This is a genomic window from Aequorivita marisscotiae (genome assembly GCF_029814825.1).
Classification (GTDB): domain Bacteria; phylum Bacteroidota; class Bacteroidia; order Flavobacteriales; family Flavobacteriaceae; genus Aequorivita; species Aequorivita marisscotiae.
In genome coordinates this window covers 3,293,696-3,311,033 of sequence record NZ_CP122379.1, presented here as the reverse complement: position 1 = coordinate 3,311,033, position 17,338 = coordinate 3,293,696, and the positions used below count along the sequence as shown (strand labels likewise).

General features: G+C 37.2%; 15 protein-coding genes and 1 riboswitch. Of the genes, 6 read left to right on the top strand and 9 right to left on the bottom strand.

Going from position 1 to position 17,338, the window contains the following annotated elements; translation table 11 throughout:
• Positions 1–26: 26 nt before the first annotated feature.
• The gene (locus tag QCQ61_RS14800; RefSeq protein ID WP_279448418.1) at positions 27–947 is read left to right on the top strand and encodes a lytic transglycosylase domain-containing protein; all 921 of its coding nucleotides are present in this window, start codon (positions 27–29) and stop codon (positions 945–947) included.
• Positions 948–990: 43 nt separating this feature from the next.
• Here QCQ61_RS14800 and QCQ61_RS14795 read toward each other — a convergent pair whose 3' ends face one another.
• Positions 991–1,692 carry a TlpA family protein disulfide reductase gene (locus QCQ61_RS14795; protein ID WP_279448416.1) on the bottom strand — a complete coding sequence of 234 codons (702 nt, stop codon included), beginning with the start codon at positions 1,690–1,692 and terminating at the stop codon, positions 991–993.
• Positions 1,693–1,804: 112 nt separating this feature from the next.
• A complete protein-coding gene (locus QCQ61_RS14790) occupies positions 1,805–2,371 on the bottom strand; it encodes a DUF2892 domain-containing protein (protein ID WP_279448415.1) in 567 nt (188 codons plus the stop codon).
• Positions 2,372–2,649: 278 nt separating this feature from the next.
• Here QCQ61_RS14790 and rpmH point away from each other — a divergent pair, with 278 nt between their 5' ends.
• From rpmH to QCQ61_RS14775, 3 genes are all read left to right on the top strand, one after another.
• The gene (gene rpmH / locus QCQ61_RS14785; protein WP_279448413.1) at positions 2,650–2,811 is read left to right on the top strand and encodes a 50S ribosomal protein L34; all 162 of its coding nucleotides are present in this window, start codon (positions 2,650–2,652) and stop codon (positions 2,809–2,811) included.
• A 99-nt stretch (positions 2,812–2,910) separates the two neighbouring features.
• Complete coding sequence (gene carB, locus QCQ61_RS14780) at positions 2,911–5,763, top strand: carbamoyl-phosphate synthase large subunit (protein ID WP_279448411.1); 2,853 nt, start codon at positions 2,911–2,913, stop codon at positions 5,761–5,763.
• Between the two features lie 79 nt (positions 5,764–5,842).
• Complete coding sequence (locus QCQ61_RS14775) at positions 5,843–6,418, top strand: T9SS type A sorting domain-containing protein (protein WP_279448409.1); 576 nt, start codon at positions 5,843–5,845, stop codon at positions 6,416–6,418.
• Positions 6,419–6,435: 17 nt separating this feature from the next.
• Here the strand turns inward: QCQ61_RS14775 and QCQ61_RS14770 are convergent, their stop codons facing one another.
• From QCQ61_RS14770 to QCQ61_RS14745, 6 genes are all read right to left on the bottom strand, one after another.
• Positions 6,436–6,801, bottom strand: coding sequence for a DUF8785 domain-containing protein (locus QCQ61_RS14770; RefSeq protein WP_279448407.1), 366 nt, complete (start codon positions 6,799–6,801; stop codon positions 6,436–6,438).
• Positions 6,802–6,832: 31 nt separating this feature from the next.
• Positions 6,833–8,047, bottom strand: coding sequence for a porin family protein (locus QCQ61_RS14765; protein WP_279448406.1), 1,215 nt, complete (start codon positions 8,045–8,047; stop codon positions 6,833–6,835).
• A gap of 47 nt (positions 8,048–8,094) precedes the next feature.
• Positions 8,095–9,423, bottom strand: coding sequence for a DNA recombination protein RmuC (locus QCQ61_RS14760; protein ID WP_279448404.1), 1,329 nt, complete (start codon positions 9,421–9,423; stop codon positions 8,095–8,097).
• 113 nt (positions 9,424–9,536) lie between these two features.
• A complete protein-coding gene (locus QCQ61_RS14755; RefSeq protein WP_279448403.1) occupies positions 9,537–10,331 on the bottom strand; it encodes an ABC transporter ATP-binding protein in 795 nt (264 codons plus the stop codon).
• Positions 10,331–11,362 (bottom strand): iron chelate uptake ABC transporter family permease subunit, encoded by a 1,032-nt coding sequence (locus tag QCQ61_RS14750; RefSeq protein ID WP_279448402.1) that lies wholly within the window; start codon positions 11,360–11,362, stop codon positions 10,331–10,333. Before QCQ61_RS14750 ends, QCQ61_RS14755 begins: the two co-directional genes overlap by 1 nt.
• Entirely contained in the window at positions 11,362–12,510 is a 1,149-nt protein-coding gene (locus QCQ61_RS14745) for an ABC transporter substrate-binding protein (RefSeq protein WP_279448401.1), read from the bottom strand. Before QCQ61_RS14745 ends, QCQ61_RS14750 begins: the two co-directional genes overlap by 1 nt.
• A gap of 45 nt (positions 12,511–12,555) precedes the next feature.
• A riboswitch (cobalamin riboswitch) is annotated at positions 12,556–12,770 on the top strand.
• Between the two features lie 30 nt (positions 12,771–12,800).
• Here QCQ61_RS14745 and QCQ61_RS14740 point away from each other — a divergent pair.
• Positions 12,801–14,633: a TonB-dependent receptor gene (locus QCQ61_RS14740; protein WP_279448400.1), complete on the top strand. Its 1,833-nt coding sequence runs from the start codon at positions 12,801–12,803 to the stop codon at positions 14,631–14,633.
• Between the two features lie 9 nt (positions 14,634–14,642).
• The gene (locus QCQ61_RS14735) at positions 14,643–15,689 is read left to right on the top strand and encodes a YncE family protein (RefSeq protein WP_279448399.1); all 1,047 of its coding nucleotides are present in this window, start codon (positions 14,643–14,645) and stop codon (positions 15,687–15,689) included.
• Between the two features lie 75 nt (positions 15,690–15,764).
• On the opposite strand, the gene QCQ61_RS14730 is transcribed toward QCQ61_RS14735, so the two are convergent.
• Positions 15,765–17,180: a S41 family peptidase gene (locus QCQ61_RS14730; protein ID WP_279448398.1), complete on the bottom strand. Its 1,416-nt coding sequence runs from the start codon at positions 17,178–17,180 to the stop codon at positions 15,765–15,767.
• Positions 17,181–17,338: the final 158 nt, after the last annotated feature.

Genomic DNA, 17,338 nt, shown 5'->3' with positions numbered 1-17,338 from the left:
GTATCTTTATTAAAAATTTTGATTTTATGAAATTGATAGCAAAAATAGGAGTGGGTGTAGCAATACTCACTGTAAGCGCTTTAAGTATTCACGCGGTGCAAGATGCTCCCACAGATGCAAATCTTGAAAAGAAATTAGTAAACGATTACAATGTTTATGCGCTGCCTTTGCCCGAGAAAATGGATTTTGCCGGAGAACCCGTTCCGCTCCATAATCCAGACATTAGGGAACGAATGGATAGAGAATTATTGGTAAACACCTATTGGCAGTCTAATGGCTTGCTGCTTTTTAAACGCGCCAATAAATACTTTCCACAAATTGAACCCTTGCTAAAACAGTATGGTTTGCCAGACGATTTTAAATATTTGGCAGTGGCTGAGAGTGGATTGGAATATACCAGTTCGCCTGTGGGTGCTTCGGGTATTTGGCATTTTATGAAAGGTACCGGACTTGAATACGGTCTGGAAATAAACGATTATGTAGATGAACGATACAACCTCGAAAAAGCCACCCGAGTAGCGGCAGAGTATTTAAAAAAATCTAAAGATAAATTTGGAAGCTGGACAATGGCTGCCGCATCGTACAATGCAGGTGTTGGTGGAATGAACAAACAGATAAACCGGCAAAAGGAAACCAGTTATTACGATTTATTGCTAAATTCTGAAACCAGTAGGTATGTTTTTAGAATTTTAGCGCTAAAGGAAATAATGGAAAACCCGAAAAAATACGGTTTTAATTTTAGGGAAAAAGACCTTTACCAAAACATCCCCACGTTTAAGGTAAAAGTAGATACGGCGGTTACAGATTGGGCAGAATGGATTAAACCGTACGGAATTAATTATAAAATTTTAAAAATTCACAACCCTTGGCTACGCGATACGTATTTAAAAAATGCTTCGGGCAAGGAATATTTTATTGAAATACCAGAAAAAGGCTATTATAAATAATAGATTGCAAAACGTTTAGAAAACCCGTAAAAGCGCTACGTTTTTACGGGTTTTCTTTTGATGCAATATGAGTTTTTTCTTCTTCAGATAAATTTTTTAGAAGTGAAATTCCGTTTAAAAAGGAATTGTAATTTAACTCGAATGAAACTTCATATTTTTCGTTATACGGATGAAGGGCGCCGCGCCGAACATCTATTATACGTTTGCTTTCATCTATAAAAAAAGAAGTAGGAAACCCTAAACTGTGCTTCATTACTTCAACAATGTGGTCGTTGGTGTTTTCCTTTTCATCTACGTAAATAATATTAATCCTATCGGAATACGCTCGTGCAATTTTCCTGACATTCTCTTTCGAATCCCAAAATAGGATTATAAAATCTATATGGTTGTAATGGTTTTCAGCAATTTCGTTTAGCGCGGGAATTTCACCGGCGCCGGGAGTACACCAAGAGGCGTAGGTCATTAAAAATATAGGCTTATCGAATTTGTAAAGGTTAATTTTTTTGCCAGACAGTTTTCGCACCTTAAAATTATCCAGATAGCTGCCGTTTATAACGTTATTTATTAGAGAGTCAAACAGAAATTCGGCATATTCAAAATTATGCTCGGCGTAGGCTATTTGTGAGTTTTTCGTATATTTTTTTATGTTTTTTCCGATGGCTTCAGAAAAATAGGAGCCTTGCTCAATTTGAGATTGTGCCGAGAAAAATAGTAGTAAGAAAAGATAAAGTAGTGTTTTCCCCATAAACAATAGCTTTCAGTGAAGATACGCTAATTGCTTGGAATATAGATAAATATTTAATGAAATTTTAATAAAAAGTTTACGAATTGTGTGGCTTTAAAAGGTAGTTTGTTTTTTAAAATCTTCTTCCTCCGCGGCCAGATTTGCCAAACTGTTGTCTGGGCTGCCCCATCTTCTTCATTTGCTGCTTCATCATTTTTATTTGATCGTCCAGCATATTGTGTTTGTCTAGTTTTTTAGCTTCGGTCATTAATAATTCTGCCTCTCGTTTTCGATTTTTGGTCATGGCTATTCCGGCAAGATTTAATTTGGTCATCGCCATATCTGCAGCCATGTTTAAACCTAATTTTTCAGCTTTTTTAAAATATTTTTCGGCTTCAACCATATTGGTTTGCGAAATCATTAAGCCATTTAAATAATTATAATACCCCTCTTGTTTTGGCACTAATGCGGTGCTGGGATCTTTAATTTTATCCAACCATTTTTTTGCACCCGGAAAATCTTGTTTCCGCAAACGAAGAAATGCCAAAAGAATAATTTCATTTTTAAAATATAGAAAAACGAACATTAATGAAAGTAGTATTAGCATAATTCCGTTGCCAATATTTGTTTCAGTAAATTGCCAAACAGCTGCGCCTATTACTAATGCAGCCAAAACCAGTTTTATATTTTTATTATACATTTGTCATCTTTTTAAGAGCCTGCAAAGGTATAAAAACTAAAGGCTTTTTAGGAATATTTTGTAGCTTTGGCACGAAATAATTTGCGCTTTGTCACGAAACACCGGCCACTTTATTTTGAAGTGAAAAAAAATGCAGATATTTTTCAAAAAAGGTTTGTCTAAGTGAAAACTTGTTGTATTTTTGCACCCGCCTACGCAAATAAATACTTAGGCCTGTAAACCCAACTTTTTAATGAGGGGTTTTGAACAAAGAATAACGGAAGTTAAAGAATACTATAATGAGCAAAAGAACATTTCAGCCATCAAAAAGAAAAAGAAGAAACAAACACGGTTTTAGAGAGCGTATGGCTTCTGTAAACGGTAGAAAAGTATTAGCTGCCCGTAGAGCAAAAGGCAGAAAAAAGCTTTCTGTGTCTCATGATGGCCGTCACAAAAAATAATGTTGATAAATTATATATAAAAGGTGTTGTTTAACTAAGCAACACCTTTTTTTTATACCCTAAAGCGTCGTAATTTTGCGGCACCGAAAAAGTAAAAAAATGCCTAAAAATCCTTCCATAAAATCCGTTTTAATTATTGGTTCTGGCCCCATTGTAATCGGGCAAGCGTGTGAGTTTGACTATTCCGGTTCGCAGTCGTTGCGCTCTTTGCGTGAAGACGGAATAGAAACCATTTTAATAAACAGCAACCCGGCAACTATTATGACCGACCCCTCCATGGCCGACCATATATATCTTTTGCCGCTAACTACTAAATCACTCGTTAAAATATTAAAGGAGCATCCACAAATAGACGCCGTTCTGCCAACTATGGGTGGACAAACAGCGCTTAACTTGTGTATAGAAGCCGATGAAAAGGGTATCTGGAAAGATTTTGGCGTAAAACTTATTGGGGTAGATATTGACGCTATAAATATTACCGAAGACCGTGAAAAGTTTAGAAGCTTAATGGAGAAAATTGGGGTGAAAATGGCACCGCAAGCTACTGCTAATAGCTATCTTCAAGGAAAGGAAATAGCGCAGGAGTTTGGCTTTCCGTTAGTTATTAGAGCATCGTATACCCTCGGAGGAGCCGGTGCATCTATTGTTTATAAAGAAGAAGATTTTGATGAGCTCCTGTCTTACGGTCTCGAAATTTCGCCCATTCACGAAGTGATGATAGACAAAGCAATGATGGGGTGGAAGGAGTACGAACTGGAACTGCTTCGCGATAATAACGATAATGTGGTTATTATTTGTACTATCGAAAATATGGACCCGATGGGAATCCACACTGGAGACTCAATTACTGTGGCTCCAGCCATGACACTTAACGATCGCACGTTTCAAAAAATGCGCGATATGGCAATATTAATGATGCGCAGTATAGGCGACTTTGCAGGCGGATGTAACGTTCAATTTGCCGTAAGTCCCGATGAAGACGAAGAAATTATTGCCATTGAAATCAATCCACGTGTTTCCCGTTCTTCGGCGCTAGCCTCAAAAGCAACGGGCTATCCAATTGCTAAAATTGCTACTAAACTGGCTATAGGTTATACATTAGACGAATTGAATAACCAAATTACCAAATCAACTTCTGCTTTATTTGAGCCTACCTTAGATTATGTTATTGTAAAAATACCACGATGGAATTTTGATAAGTTCGAAGGTTCTGACCGAACTTTAGGTTTGCAGATGAAATCTGTTGGTGAAGTTATGGGTATTGGTCGTTCGTTTCAAGAAGCGCTTCACAAAGCAACGCAATCCCTCGAAATTAAAAGAAATGGAATTGGTGCCGACGGAAAAAGCTATTCTAACTACGAACAAATTTTAGATAAATTAAAAAATGCAAGTTGGGATCGGGTTTTTGTAATTTATGATGCCATTCAGATTGGAATTCCGTTAAGTAGAATACACGAAATCACAAAAATAGATATGTGGTTTCTACGCCAATACGAAGAGTTATATCTGCTGGAAAAGGAAATTTCAAAATATACGTTAGACACACTTCCAAGAGAATTATTGTTGGAAGCAAAACAAAAAGGGTACGGCGACCGGCAAATTGCACATATGCTGAAATGTTTGGAAAGCCAAGTTTACAAAAAACGGGAAGAGTTAAATATTCAGCGCGTTTATAAATTGGTAGATACCTGTGCGGCCGAATTTAAGGCGGAAACCCCGTATTACTATTCCACTTTTGAAAATGAAATGCAGCTGGAGGGCGAAGGTGCTTACGCCGAAAATGATAGTATTGTTACCGAAAAGAAGAAAATAATAGTTTTAGGTTCGGGTCCAAACAGAATAGGACAGGGCATAGAGTTTGATTATTGCTGCGTTCACGGAGTATTGGCCGCGGCCGAATGTGGTTACGAAACCATAATGATAAACTGTAACCCGGAGACCGTTTCAACAGATTTTGATGTTGCCGATAAACTTTACTTCGAGCCTGTATTTTGGGAACACATCTACGATATAATTCGTCATGAAAAACCAGAAGGAGTTATTGTGCAGTTGGGAGGGCAAACAGCTCTAAAACTTGCCGAAAAGTTAGATAGGTACGGTATTAATATCATTGGTACCACCTACGAATCTTTAGATTTGGCCGAAGATCGCGGCAGTTTCTCTACCTTGTTACAGGAAAATAATATACCCTATCCAAAATTTGGTGTTGCTGAAACTACAGATCAGGCGCTAGCGCTTGCAGATCAGTTAGATTTCCCACTTTTAATTCGCCCTTCGTACGTTTTAGGAGGCCAGGGAATGAAAATTGTAATTAATAAAAAGGAATTGGAAGAACACGTAGTGGATCTTTTAAGAAAAATTCCGAATAACAAATTGTTGCTCGATCATTATTTAGATGGAGCCATTGAAGCCGAAGCCGACGCAATTTGTGATGGCGAAAATGTATATATTATTGGAATAATGGAGCATATTGAGCCCTGCGGAATTCACTCCGGCGATTCAAATGCTACTTTGCCACCTTTTAATATTGGCGAATTTGTGATGCAACAGATTAAAGATCACACCACAAAAATTGCGAAATCTTTAAAAACAGTTGGTTTAATAAACGTGCAATTCGCTATAAAGGATGATATTGTTTATATTATTGAGGCCAACCCACGAGCATCGCGAACAGTTCCATTTATTGCAAAAGCGTATGGTGAGCCTTATGTAAATTACGCTACAAAAGTAATGTTGGGGCATAATAAAGTAACCGATTTCAACTTTGATCCTAAACTGGAAGGATTTGCTATTAAACAGCCTGTATTTAGTTTCAATAAATTCCCGAATGTAAACAAACAATTGGGACCAGAAATGAAAAGTACGGGGGAGAGTATTCTTTTTATCGATAGCTTAAAAGATGATGCTTTTTATGATCTTTACGCCCGAAGAAAGATGTATCTCAGCAAATAGCAGGAAATTTGGGTATTATCATATTTTTTGTTAAATATTTTTCGTAAATTAGATTACTAACCTACTATACCTTTCGTTTATGAAAAAAATTACCCTGTTCTTGTGTTTTTTGCCAATGTACGTTCTCAGTGCGCAGAATGTGGTAGAAATTCCATGGGCCCAAGGTATTCACGAATCTGTTGCAAGCCCTACGATAGAAGTGGGCGACACTGTTTTATGGACGTGGGCAGATGCCTCATCTAAAACTGTAACTAGCCTTCCCGGAGGAAGTGAAGATTTTGACAGCGGCACCTTAAAAGATACAAACAACGATTACGCCTACACCTTTTTAAAAACCGGCGTTACTGAATATCAAAACGATTCCAACCCAATAATGCACGGAAAAGTTACCGTTGTTAATAAACTTTCTACCGAAGATAAATTTGTAAAAAATTTAAATTTCTATCCAAATCCGGTTAAAAATAACCTTACAATTTCTTCAATCTTTAAAATAGATAGTTACCAGGTTTACAATGTTTTGGGTACGCTTATTTCTGAAGGAAGAGGATCGGGAAACACAACGCAAGTAGATATGAGCAGATTTAATAGCGGCTTGTATTTTGTGAAAGTTATTTCGAAAAATATGCAAACAACCATTAAAATCGCAAAAAAATAACCGTTTATATCTAAACTTTACTTGCGAAAATGAGGGGAGCTTTCAAGTTCAACATCAGTTATAAAATAATTGGTCTCGCCCCAAATTGCAAAACTTGCAAAGCGCTCAATATAGGTTACCTTAACATAATTGCCTTGGTATTCCTTTAGTTTTTCAATTACCTCCTTATTTTTGTCGAGTACCGAGAACGAGAAAATTTGCGCCCCACTTATGCCTTGACTTATCTCGCCTTCCCAAGTTTTAATTACTACGCCGCGATTACTGAATTTAATTAATTCTCCGGCTCGGGTTCCTTCGCTATAGGGCACATAATACACAAAAGCAAAATAAAGAAGATACAGCGCCAAAAGGCTTCCGAGAATTATAAAGAGAATTTTTTTCATCCTCTAAAAATAATCAATTTATCTTCAGCTTTTATAGAAAATTGTACCCAGCAACTATGGCAAACGATTTATAGGTAGAATTTATATTATCGTAGTTTAACAGCTGCCTACCGCTGTGATATCTAGCTTGCAAGCTGTATTTGTTTTTATACCTAAATCCGAGTCCAAAGGCAAGTGCGGCATCAGCACTTACATTAAGATCATAGCTGTCTTCATCGGTCGAGGTAATTTCAGAATCCAAGGTTGTTAAATCCATAATAACTGCAGCGTCAATAAAAAATGCTGCATCTTTATTTACAAACATATAATGGCGCCCTCCTAACGGGAGTTCAACCGAAGTATAATTTACCGAAATCGTGGTGTATTTCTGAAACGTAATCATATCTACATATAAATACTGCTTTTCAGTTTTGTAGCTACGGTAGGTGGGCTCAATAAATATAGACCATTTACCATTGTTAAAAGGAAGAATATATTCAGCCTCTAAACCTACTCTTATACCCATATCGCTGTCAAAATGTAATAGTTCGTCGCCTCTTCGTTGCATAGAGAATGAAGAAAAAGCTACGCCGGGACGGACGCTTAAATTAAATTTAGCTTTCTGCTTATTTTTGTTGTAAACAATTGATTCTGAATTTTCACAATCGTTGTATTTTGTAATTATATTAACCAAATTGGACATTTTGTATTGAAGATTCTCAAAATTATTCTCGGTTACGGAATTACAGGTTAGGGAGTTGGCTAACTGTTGTTTGTAAAATTCATTTGTACCCATTTTAATTCGGGTAACCAAATATCTTTTGTAGATAAGTTGTTCTATTTCTCCATCACCTACACTATAAAAATAACGTGGTGCATTTTCGTGAAAGGTAAAATAAAGCGACGCTTTTCCTGACACCAATGTCTTTAAAAAAACAGTTTCCTCTTTATATTCAGGATTTCGCTCGAAAGTAAGGTTGTTTACCACATCGGAAGATTGGTCTATTTGCACAGTGGCTTTAATATATTTAAAGGACTGCTTAGAGCCAAACTCATTTATAGTGGCTACACTCCCAATTTTAGTTTCTCCGTTTTCGGATAGTTTGTAAACAAAAGTAGTTGGACTTCCTTTCCAGTCTTCATTTTTAATAAGACAATCCACTTGCGTCCCATTGCTTTGAATTATATATCCAGGTTCAAAATTAGTTTGTGAAAATGCGCTAACAGTCGCTAGCAATAGCGTTGCGAAGAATAGGTTTAACTTCATAGTAATTGGGGTTTCTTTTTTATTTGAAGCGGTAAATATATAATTAATTACTCGTCATTACTAGAATCTAGCGCTCTGTTCAGTAATTTATCGTCTATATTTTTATTTGCCTTGGCGCCCAGCTTTTTAAGTCTTTCCACGCGTTTAATTAAGTTTCCTTGGCCAGTGAGTTTTTTCATTGCACCGTCGTAACTGCCTTTTACAGTGTTTAATTGCGAACCCACTTTTAAAAGGTCGTTGGTTAAATTTACAAATGAATCGTACAGGCGTCCAGCTTGGGTTGCTATTTCAATTGCGTTTTGTTGTTGTTTTTCACTGGTCCACATACTGTCCACAGTGCGTAATGTAGCCAATAATGTAGAAGGGGTTACTATAACAATATTTTTTTCGAATGCCCAGTTGTAGATATTGTTATCGTGGTTTATTGCAATTGCAAAAGCTGGCTCTATGGGAACAAATAGCAGTACAAAATCTGGACTTTCTATTTCGTAAAGTGAATGGTAGTTCTTTGCACTTAATTGTTCAATGTGTCTTTTAAGTGAAGCTACATGCTCCTTCAAAAACCCTGGACGTAGGGTTTCGTCTTCCTCGTTTACAAAACGTTCATAGGCTACAAGCGAAACCTTTGAATCTATAATCATTTTTTTATTGTCGGGTAAGTGTAGCACTACATCGGGCAGTACACGGCGGCCTTCGCTATTTGTAAAACTTGTTTGTACAAAATATTCGCGGTCTTTTTCCAAGCCACTTTTTTCCAATACACGTTCCAAAACCAATTCGCCCCAATTTCCTTGTATTTTACTATCGCCTTTTAGCGCTTTTGTCAGATTTGTGGCCTCTTTGCTCATCTGTTCATTCAGTTCCTTTAAACCAATTATTTGTTGGCGAAGCATTGCGTGGCGGTCTATGCTTTCTTTGTGGGTATCGTCAACCCGTTTTTCAAAACTTTTTATTTTTTCTTGAAGCGGATTTAAAATTAGTTCTAAACTTTCCTTATTCTGTTTTGAAAATTTACTGGATTTTTCATCCAAAATTTTATTGGCAAGATTTTCAAATTCCTTGGTAAATTTCTCCTGAAGTTTTTGAACTTCTTCCTTTTGTTCGCGGTTGCGGGTTTCTAAATTTTCAAATTCCGAATTGCGCCGCGTTAGCTCCATATTAAGCAATTCTTTTTCTTTTCGCACTTCTTCGCGTTCGCGCAAAATTGTCTCGAAACGCTCATTTAATTTTTCCTCTTGAAGGCTCGCATTTTCTAAACGTTCTTCTAATTTGCTGGTCTCTGATTTGCTTTTTAATCGTGCAAAATAATTACCCAAAAATGCGCCGACTACCACACAAACGGCAGCCAATAATAGAAATAGAAATGTTTCGTTCAAACTGAAATTTTTTAGAATGTTAAGATATTTGGAAAGGATGTTTCCAGAGTTTTATAATTTGATAAAGATACTAAGTTATACCTAATGCTGTAACTCAGAATTTAAATAACTCACTAACTTTTTATCACAAATCGTCCCGTATTTCCATCAAAGTGAATGGTTTCTTTTGGGAATAGAGCGTTAAATCTACCCGCTTCAATTAATTTACAGGGTTCGTCAAAATAGGTATTTTTACTGGTCATTACCAATAACTTGTTGGTTAATTGAATTGCTAAATCTATCTCGTGGGTTGAAAAAAGAATTGTTTTTTGTGTTTCTGAAGCCAGTTTTTTTAACAATTTAAGCACGTATGCACGATGATAAATATCTAAATGGGTTGTTGGCTCGTCTAAAATTATTATTGGTGTATCCTGTGCCAGTGCCCTTGCAATGGCTACACGCTGCATTTGGCCGTCGCTTAGTTCATAACATTTGCGATGGGCCAGGGTAGTGGTTTCCGTAGCGTCCAGGGCAAAATTAACTGCTTTTTTATCGTTCTCGGAAAGTGTACCGATCCAATTGGTATAGGGTTGTCTTCCGAGCGAAATCATTTCTAAAACCGAAAGATTTTTGGAGGCGGGTGCTTCAGTTAAAACTACACTTAGTTGCGTTGCCAATTGAAAGGGTGAATATGTGGCTAGAGGCTTTTCATTCAATAAAATAGTGCCATTTAAAGCGTTTTGCATCCCTGTTAAAGTACGTAGTAATGTAGATTTGCCAATTCCGTTTGCACCAACCAATCCAACTAACTCACCTTTTACAATTGAAAAGTTGACGGCTTCGGCAACAATGGTATTATTTCCTTTTTTTGAATACCCAACTGCAAGATCCTGCACTTGTAAAATGATATTTTTTTCTTCTGAATTCATTAAAAGAAAAGTTTTCGTTTTCGTACCAACAACCAAATTACTACGGGTGCTCCAATAAGCGAAGTTATTGCGTTTATGGGTAAGGTAAATTCACTAAAGGGCAATTGTGCCACAGTATCGCAAATTAACAGTAGCAAGCTTCCGCAGAGCAGTACCGCAGGTAATAGTACCAAATGATTGGAGGTTTTATAAAACTGACGCACCAAATGCGGTACGGCCAATCCTACAAATGCTATGGGTCCGACAAAAGCCGTAATGCTTCCCGCTAAAATACTGGTCGCTAAAATTATTATAAAGGTTGTTCTTTTAATATGTAGCCCCATACTCTTTGCGTAATTTTCACCAAGGAGCAAGCCATTTAAAGATTTACTGCTCACTAAACTTAAGGTTAATCCAGCCAAAAAACAGATTGCTAAAATTACAACTCCTTGCCACGATTGATTCCCCAAACTTCCGAAGGACCAAAAAATATATTGCTGAAGTTGGTCTGCATTACTGAAATAAGACAATACCGAAACCACCGCTGTAGTTACGCTACCAAACATTAAACCAATTATTAAGATAGCCATGGTATCTTTTATTTTAAAAGTAACCGCCAAAACTGCAAGAAGAACTAAAAAACTCCCTAAACCAGAGGCAATAACTAAACTCCACTGGCTAACTAATAAGGTGCCTAAAAAACCACCGAAGGCACTCGCTCCCAAAATTAAGATTGCCACCCCCAAACTCGCACCACTGCTAAGACCCAGAACAAAAGGTCCGGCCAATGGATTGCGAAACAATGTTTGCATAAGCAAACCGGAAACAGCCAATCCTCCGCCTGCAAGCATTGCAGTTATGGCTTTTGGCAGCCTATAATCTAAAACTATATAGCGCCAAGTTTCTTTGGACGATCCGTTTCCTATAAATACTGAAATTATTTCATCCATAGGAATTGAAACCGAACCCATGCTTAAATTCACCAAAAAAGCTACAATAAGCGCTGCACATAACACTACAAATTGAAGACGGTATGTTTTGGAAATTTGCATTATTTCAGCTTGTTGAAAAAGTAAAAGTTATGCTCCGTAAACAGAGTGGGATGCAGTATTTTAATTAAATCCTTTAAAACCAAATCGGGTCTGTTTGGCGCCAATTCAAAGTAAAGAACACCGCCGGTTTCACCTTTTCGCATACTATAGGAATACACTTCGGCGGTTTTAAATGCTTTAAACTGTGTGTAAACTTGGCTGGCATGCTGCATTTGGTCCAAACTTGTAAATTGCCCGGGACCAATCCAAACATCGGCGTCGTGGCCCTTTTCCAAAACAGATTCCAAATTTAACGAAAGACTGCCTGTGCCTTCAGAATTTTTCCAGAGATATTCGCCATTGGCATCGGCTATAAACTGTGCCCCCCAACTATCGCCTTGCGGCATATACCACACATCTTTGTACATTGCTCCGCTTAATACAGTTGGTTTTTCTTTGGCTTCCGAAGCAATTTTTTTAGCCGATAGATATTCTGTTTCAATATTTTTAAAAATACTATCTGCTTCTTTTTCTTTATTGAAAAGGGCGCCAAAAAATTTAATCCACTCTGCTTTGCCCAAGGGAGAGGTTTCTGTCCAATCTGCGTTGTAAAGCACCGGAATTCCACTATTTTCAATCGTTTTAAAGGTTGAATTATCCCCGTCTATGCCAAAAGCAATTACCGCGTCGGGATTTAATTCAATTAAAATTTCTGTATTTATATCTTCATTTTTGCCCAGTTCCTTTATTTCCTTTTTTTCAATTCGCGCTCGCGTTTTTTCGGAGGAGATATAACTTAGGTTTGGAAAACCTACCAAGCTTTCAAGTTCGTTTAACATTTCCAAAGAAGGAATGTGTGTGGTAGAAGTAACAACAATTTGTTTTACCGGTACGTTTACAACCGCATCATAATTTTCTGGATTCGCGAGGGAGCCGTTTTCGGTAACCAGTGCATAGGTAAATGTTTTGTCTGTTCCCGGCCACGGATTTTTGAGCGTTAGTATTTTGTGCCCTTCAAATATATCGATGTCAAAACTTGTGGCATACTGGATTTCAGTTGTTTTACTAACATTTTTTACAGGGTCGTCTTGCATGTTTTTACGGTTGTTTTTAGTATTGCAACCGGCAAGTAGTGCGATAGTAGCGAAAAGAAGAACAATTTTTTGCATCCTCAAAAATAGTAGTTTTGTTTGGGTGTACTAATATTTAAAGTCTATTTTTGCAATGAATTTCGGTAAGCACTTTTTTCACAAAGAAAAATGCTTTTAAAAGGGAATTCGGTTAAAATCCGAAGCTGTTCCCGCAACTGTAAGTCGGTCCAAGAAATATTTTGGGCGTGTAAAACTTCAAAAACCACTGTTGGTCTTAGGTCAATGGGAAGGTAGCACAAAAGACGAGCCAGGAGACCTGCCAGATTCATAATTTAAAGATATCAAACTTTCGGGATAAAGGTTGAGTTATGAAACTACATTATATTCATATTATTTTAGGTTTTTTGCTGTGCACGGTTTCTGCCAAGGCACAACTGGACAGCATTCAGCAACTGCCGGAAGTTATGCTAACCGATGCAAAATTGGTTCATTTTTCAAAAGGTTTTAAACTTGAAAAACTCTCGGATTCCATTGTTGAAAAAAATGCTACTTCATTAACAGAAACCCTGCGCTATAATTCTTCAATTTACTTTAAGGAAAACGGCTTTGGCATGGTTTCATCGCCGTCTTTTCGGGGTACAAATGCGCAACAAACTGCCGTTATCTGGAATGGTATAAATATTAATTCGGTGTTTACAGGGCAAACGGATTTTAATACTATTTCGCCTTCAAATTATAATGAAATATCAATTAGAAGTGGCGGTGGTGGCGTACAATATGGCAGTGGTGCCGTTGGCGGAAGTATCCATTTAAATAATTCATATTCCTTCCATAAAACGAATGCTACTGAAATTGGATTGCATTACGGTAGCTTTACAACATTTGGCGGAACCTTGGGTACTACCCAAGCGTGGGATACTAACTATTTAAATGTGAAACTGGATTTTGTAAGCTCCGATAATAATTATGATTTTATAGGGAAGAATCAAAAAAACCAACACGGACAATTTTTGCGCCTCGCATCAAATGTTACTGCTGCCAAAGAGCTAAAAAATGGTGTTGCTACTTGGAACTCGGAATACACGTATAACGATCGAAATTTTTCGGGTAGTTTAAATACAATTGGCAAAGACGGTTACAAAGATGTTGCAACCCGAAATCTATGGCAATTACAACAAAATATGGGGGCGTTTACAACAAAGGCCAGCGTTGCGCATCTCTTTGAGCATTACCGCTATTACCCAAATAGCGAAAAACCATTATTTGACGAGGGGCGTGCAAACACTCTAATAAGTATGTTACAATCGGAAGTTTTTCTTCGGAAAAAGTTCAGACTACTTGCAAAGATTCAATATACGGTCATTGATGCCGAAGGCGACAATGTTGGACAAAACACACGGAACACCTTAGCGGCTGTGCTACTTTTAAATCATAAAATTGGCAGGGATTTTAGCTATGGGATAAATTTTAGAAAGGAATTCTTAAACAATTTTGAAAACCCTTTGCTATTTTCAGCAGATGCCAATTGGCAACTTTCAAATACGTATGCGCTTCGTGTAAACGGCTCAAAAAATTATAGAGTGCCTACGTTTAACGATTTGTTTTGGTATGCTGGCGGAAACAATCAATTGCAACCCGAAACTTCATATCAAATCGAGCTGGGACAAGAATTCAATTTTGGAAAATTGAAGACGGATCTTGCGGCTTTTTATATTTCTTCTACAGATTTAATTAAGTGGGTTCCGGCAAGCGGCAATGTTTGGGAGCCCATAAATATTAGTAAAACCAGAAATTACGGTTTGGAGTTTACCGCGAGTTATTTTTTAAAATTCGGAAAATTACACGCGTTAGATTTAAATGCACAATATTCGTACACCAAAGCCGAAGATTTAGAAAAGGAAAAACAGCTTATTTACGTACCATTTCACAAAGCTTCCGGTACCGCTGAGTATAGTTATAAAAATTTATCGGCATATATTCAAGGGCTCTTCAATGGCGAAGTTTTTACAACTACAGACAATAGTGAAGGCTTAGATAGTTTTAATATTTACAATCTTGGGATAACGTATTTATTACAGGAAAATCCTACTATTTCTATTGGAGCACGGGTAAAAAATATTTTTAACACGTATTATGAAAATGTTGCTTTCCGGCCCATGCCTTCACGTAACTTTCAAATATTCTTAACCATTAATATATAAATAAAAATTATGAAAAAATTACTGCTTTTATCTTTATCAACTTTGTTTTTTATTGCGTGTAGTAGCGATGACAATAGTCAACCCGTTTATGAACCTGCAGCATATGAAAACGGTATTCTTATTACAAATGAAGGTCCCTTTGCTGGCGGGAGCGGCACGATTACTTACATTTCTGACGATTATAGTACTGTTGCTCAAAATATTTACAAAACTGTTAATGGCACAAGCTTAGGGAACATTGTACAGTCTATGGGATTCCACAATGAAAACGCATATGTTGTGGTGAATAATTCGAATAAAATAATGATAGCCAATCGCTATTCGTTTGAAAGTGTAGATTCTATTACCGTTGGTGTTGATAACCCACGATATTTTACGACTGATGATGGCGCCAAGGGCTACGTATCAAACTGGGGTGATCCAAATGATAATACAGACGATTTTATAGCGGTTTTAGATTTGAGAAACAATACCGTTTCTAATACTATTCCTGTGGCTTTTGGACCTGAAAGAATGGTTTCACGCAACAATAAAATATACGTTGCGCATCAAGGTGGGTACGGCCAAAACAATTTAATTTCAATTGTATCTGGAAATGGATTGGAAGGAACCATTACAGTGGGCGATGTTCCCAATGCAATGGTAGTTTCGGGAAATTCATTATTTGTGTTGTGTAGTGGAAATCCTAACTACACGGGAAATGAGTCAGCTGGATCTTTAGTGCAGATTGATCTTTCTACGGAGCAAGTTGTAAACACATACAATTTTAGTACAACGGAGCATCCTACAAATTTAACTATGGATGGAACCAATCTATACTATACGATGGATGGCAAAGTATTTAAACTGAATAGTACTTCTATTGTGCTACCGGGAAGCGATATAATAGATGGTTTCTTTTACGCACTTGAAGCAAAAAACGGAAAGCTGTACGCTACCGATGCAAAAGATTTTGTAAGCAAAGGATCGCTAAAAATATTTGATCTTGCAACAAACACGGAAATTCAGGATTTCCAAACAGGAATAATTCCAGGCGGAATTTATTTTAATGAGTAAAACTCATTCGAATTAGCAAAAAAAAGGCTGTCTAAATAATAATTTTTAGACAGCCCTTTTTATTACCGCGAGGGTTTATTCGCCGTAAATGCGGTGCTGTGTACCTATCATTTTGCCATTAATTGGTGAATTTTCTTGACTGTCAGAAATTTCTTTTAAATATTGTGCATCTTTATTTAAAGGCATTGGTCTTCCGGCAATTTCAGAAAGGGCTGCTGCCAAAAGCGGTTCGTTTTCATCGCCTAGCACGCCGAGGTTAAAGTAATCTTCTTTTAAAGTTATGTTCGGAAAAAGCCCGTTAATAAAGTCGGTATTTCCTGCCGCGTTGGCAGTTTTAAAAACCAAGGGAAGCATAGCATACGTATGTCCGAGATTAGCTTCATTTCTGTTAAATTGTGGGGCTGGGGCATCGTAAAGTAAAAACGAGGCCTGAAACTTGCCCGTTGTGGTATCGCCCACTTGCACAGCATCAATATAGGGTTTTAAGCCATTGATAACCAGTTCGCTCGCCGAGGCCGATCTTCGGGTTGTGAGTATATATACCTGCGTAAGATTTAAATTGTTTATAGCGCTGCCATTGCTAATGGTATTGTCAAAAAGACCATCTACAGCGTTCTCTGCCTGCCTATCTTCATTCCAAAATTCTTTATAAAAAACTTGTCCGTTAAATTGTCCGGTAATCATACTCGCAAGATCAGTTGCCGTTTCTACAGAACCTCCGCCATTATACCGCAAATCTAAAACGAGGTTGTTTATACCTTCGGCCTTAAACTGGGCAAAGGCGTTGTTTAATTCGGTATCGTAATCTTTTATAAATCCGTTATACATTAAATACCCAATTTTGGTTCCGTTTACGGTTAGGATTTGGGATTTGTAAACTGGGTTTTCGTTGTACTGCATTTTGTTTAAAAGTGCCGTTTCGCCAGTTGGTGTAAAATCTGATCCGTCGTACGTGGCGAGCCCAATAGTATAACTGTCCGGCGCCAGTAGATCGTTATAATTATTTTCGTTTAATTGTTGGCCGTCTATGGTGGTAAAAAGGTCGCCGCGTTTTATCCCTTCAGACTGGGCATCGGTATTTGGCAACACATAGCGCACATACCCAAAAACGTTTCCACTGTTATCGGGGTAGTACACCAAGCCAAACTCCATTCCGTTGCTAAGGGTAATGCCGCTCAGGGCGTTTTCAATTAAAGTGTAATCGCTAAAAAGAGTGCTAAACCTATCTTGGGGCGACAGTAAATAGTCAAACAAGGCCTCGGGGGTTTCATAGTTGTTTAAAAAACTATTTAGGTCGTCATCATTTGCAAAAGCATCATTTGCCAATTCGGGCGTATCAGCTTTATAGAGGTAAAAATAATTTAGACCGCGATAGATAAAATTTTGAATTTCTAAAGTGGAAGCTTGTTGAAAATTGTCGTCTGCATCTTCAAAACACGAAACTAAAAGTGTAGAAAGGGCTAAAAGAGGAATGAAAATTTTTCTTTTCATAAATAGGTATATTAAAGTATTCTTTTTAGAACAGGGAAATTAGGAATTATATTGCAACGGTAAAAATATGATTTTTTAGCTGAAATAAATTCTTGCCAGAATATTTTAAGTTTAAGCCTTATTTTAAACACTTAAAAAAAGAATGTAACAAAAAAGTA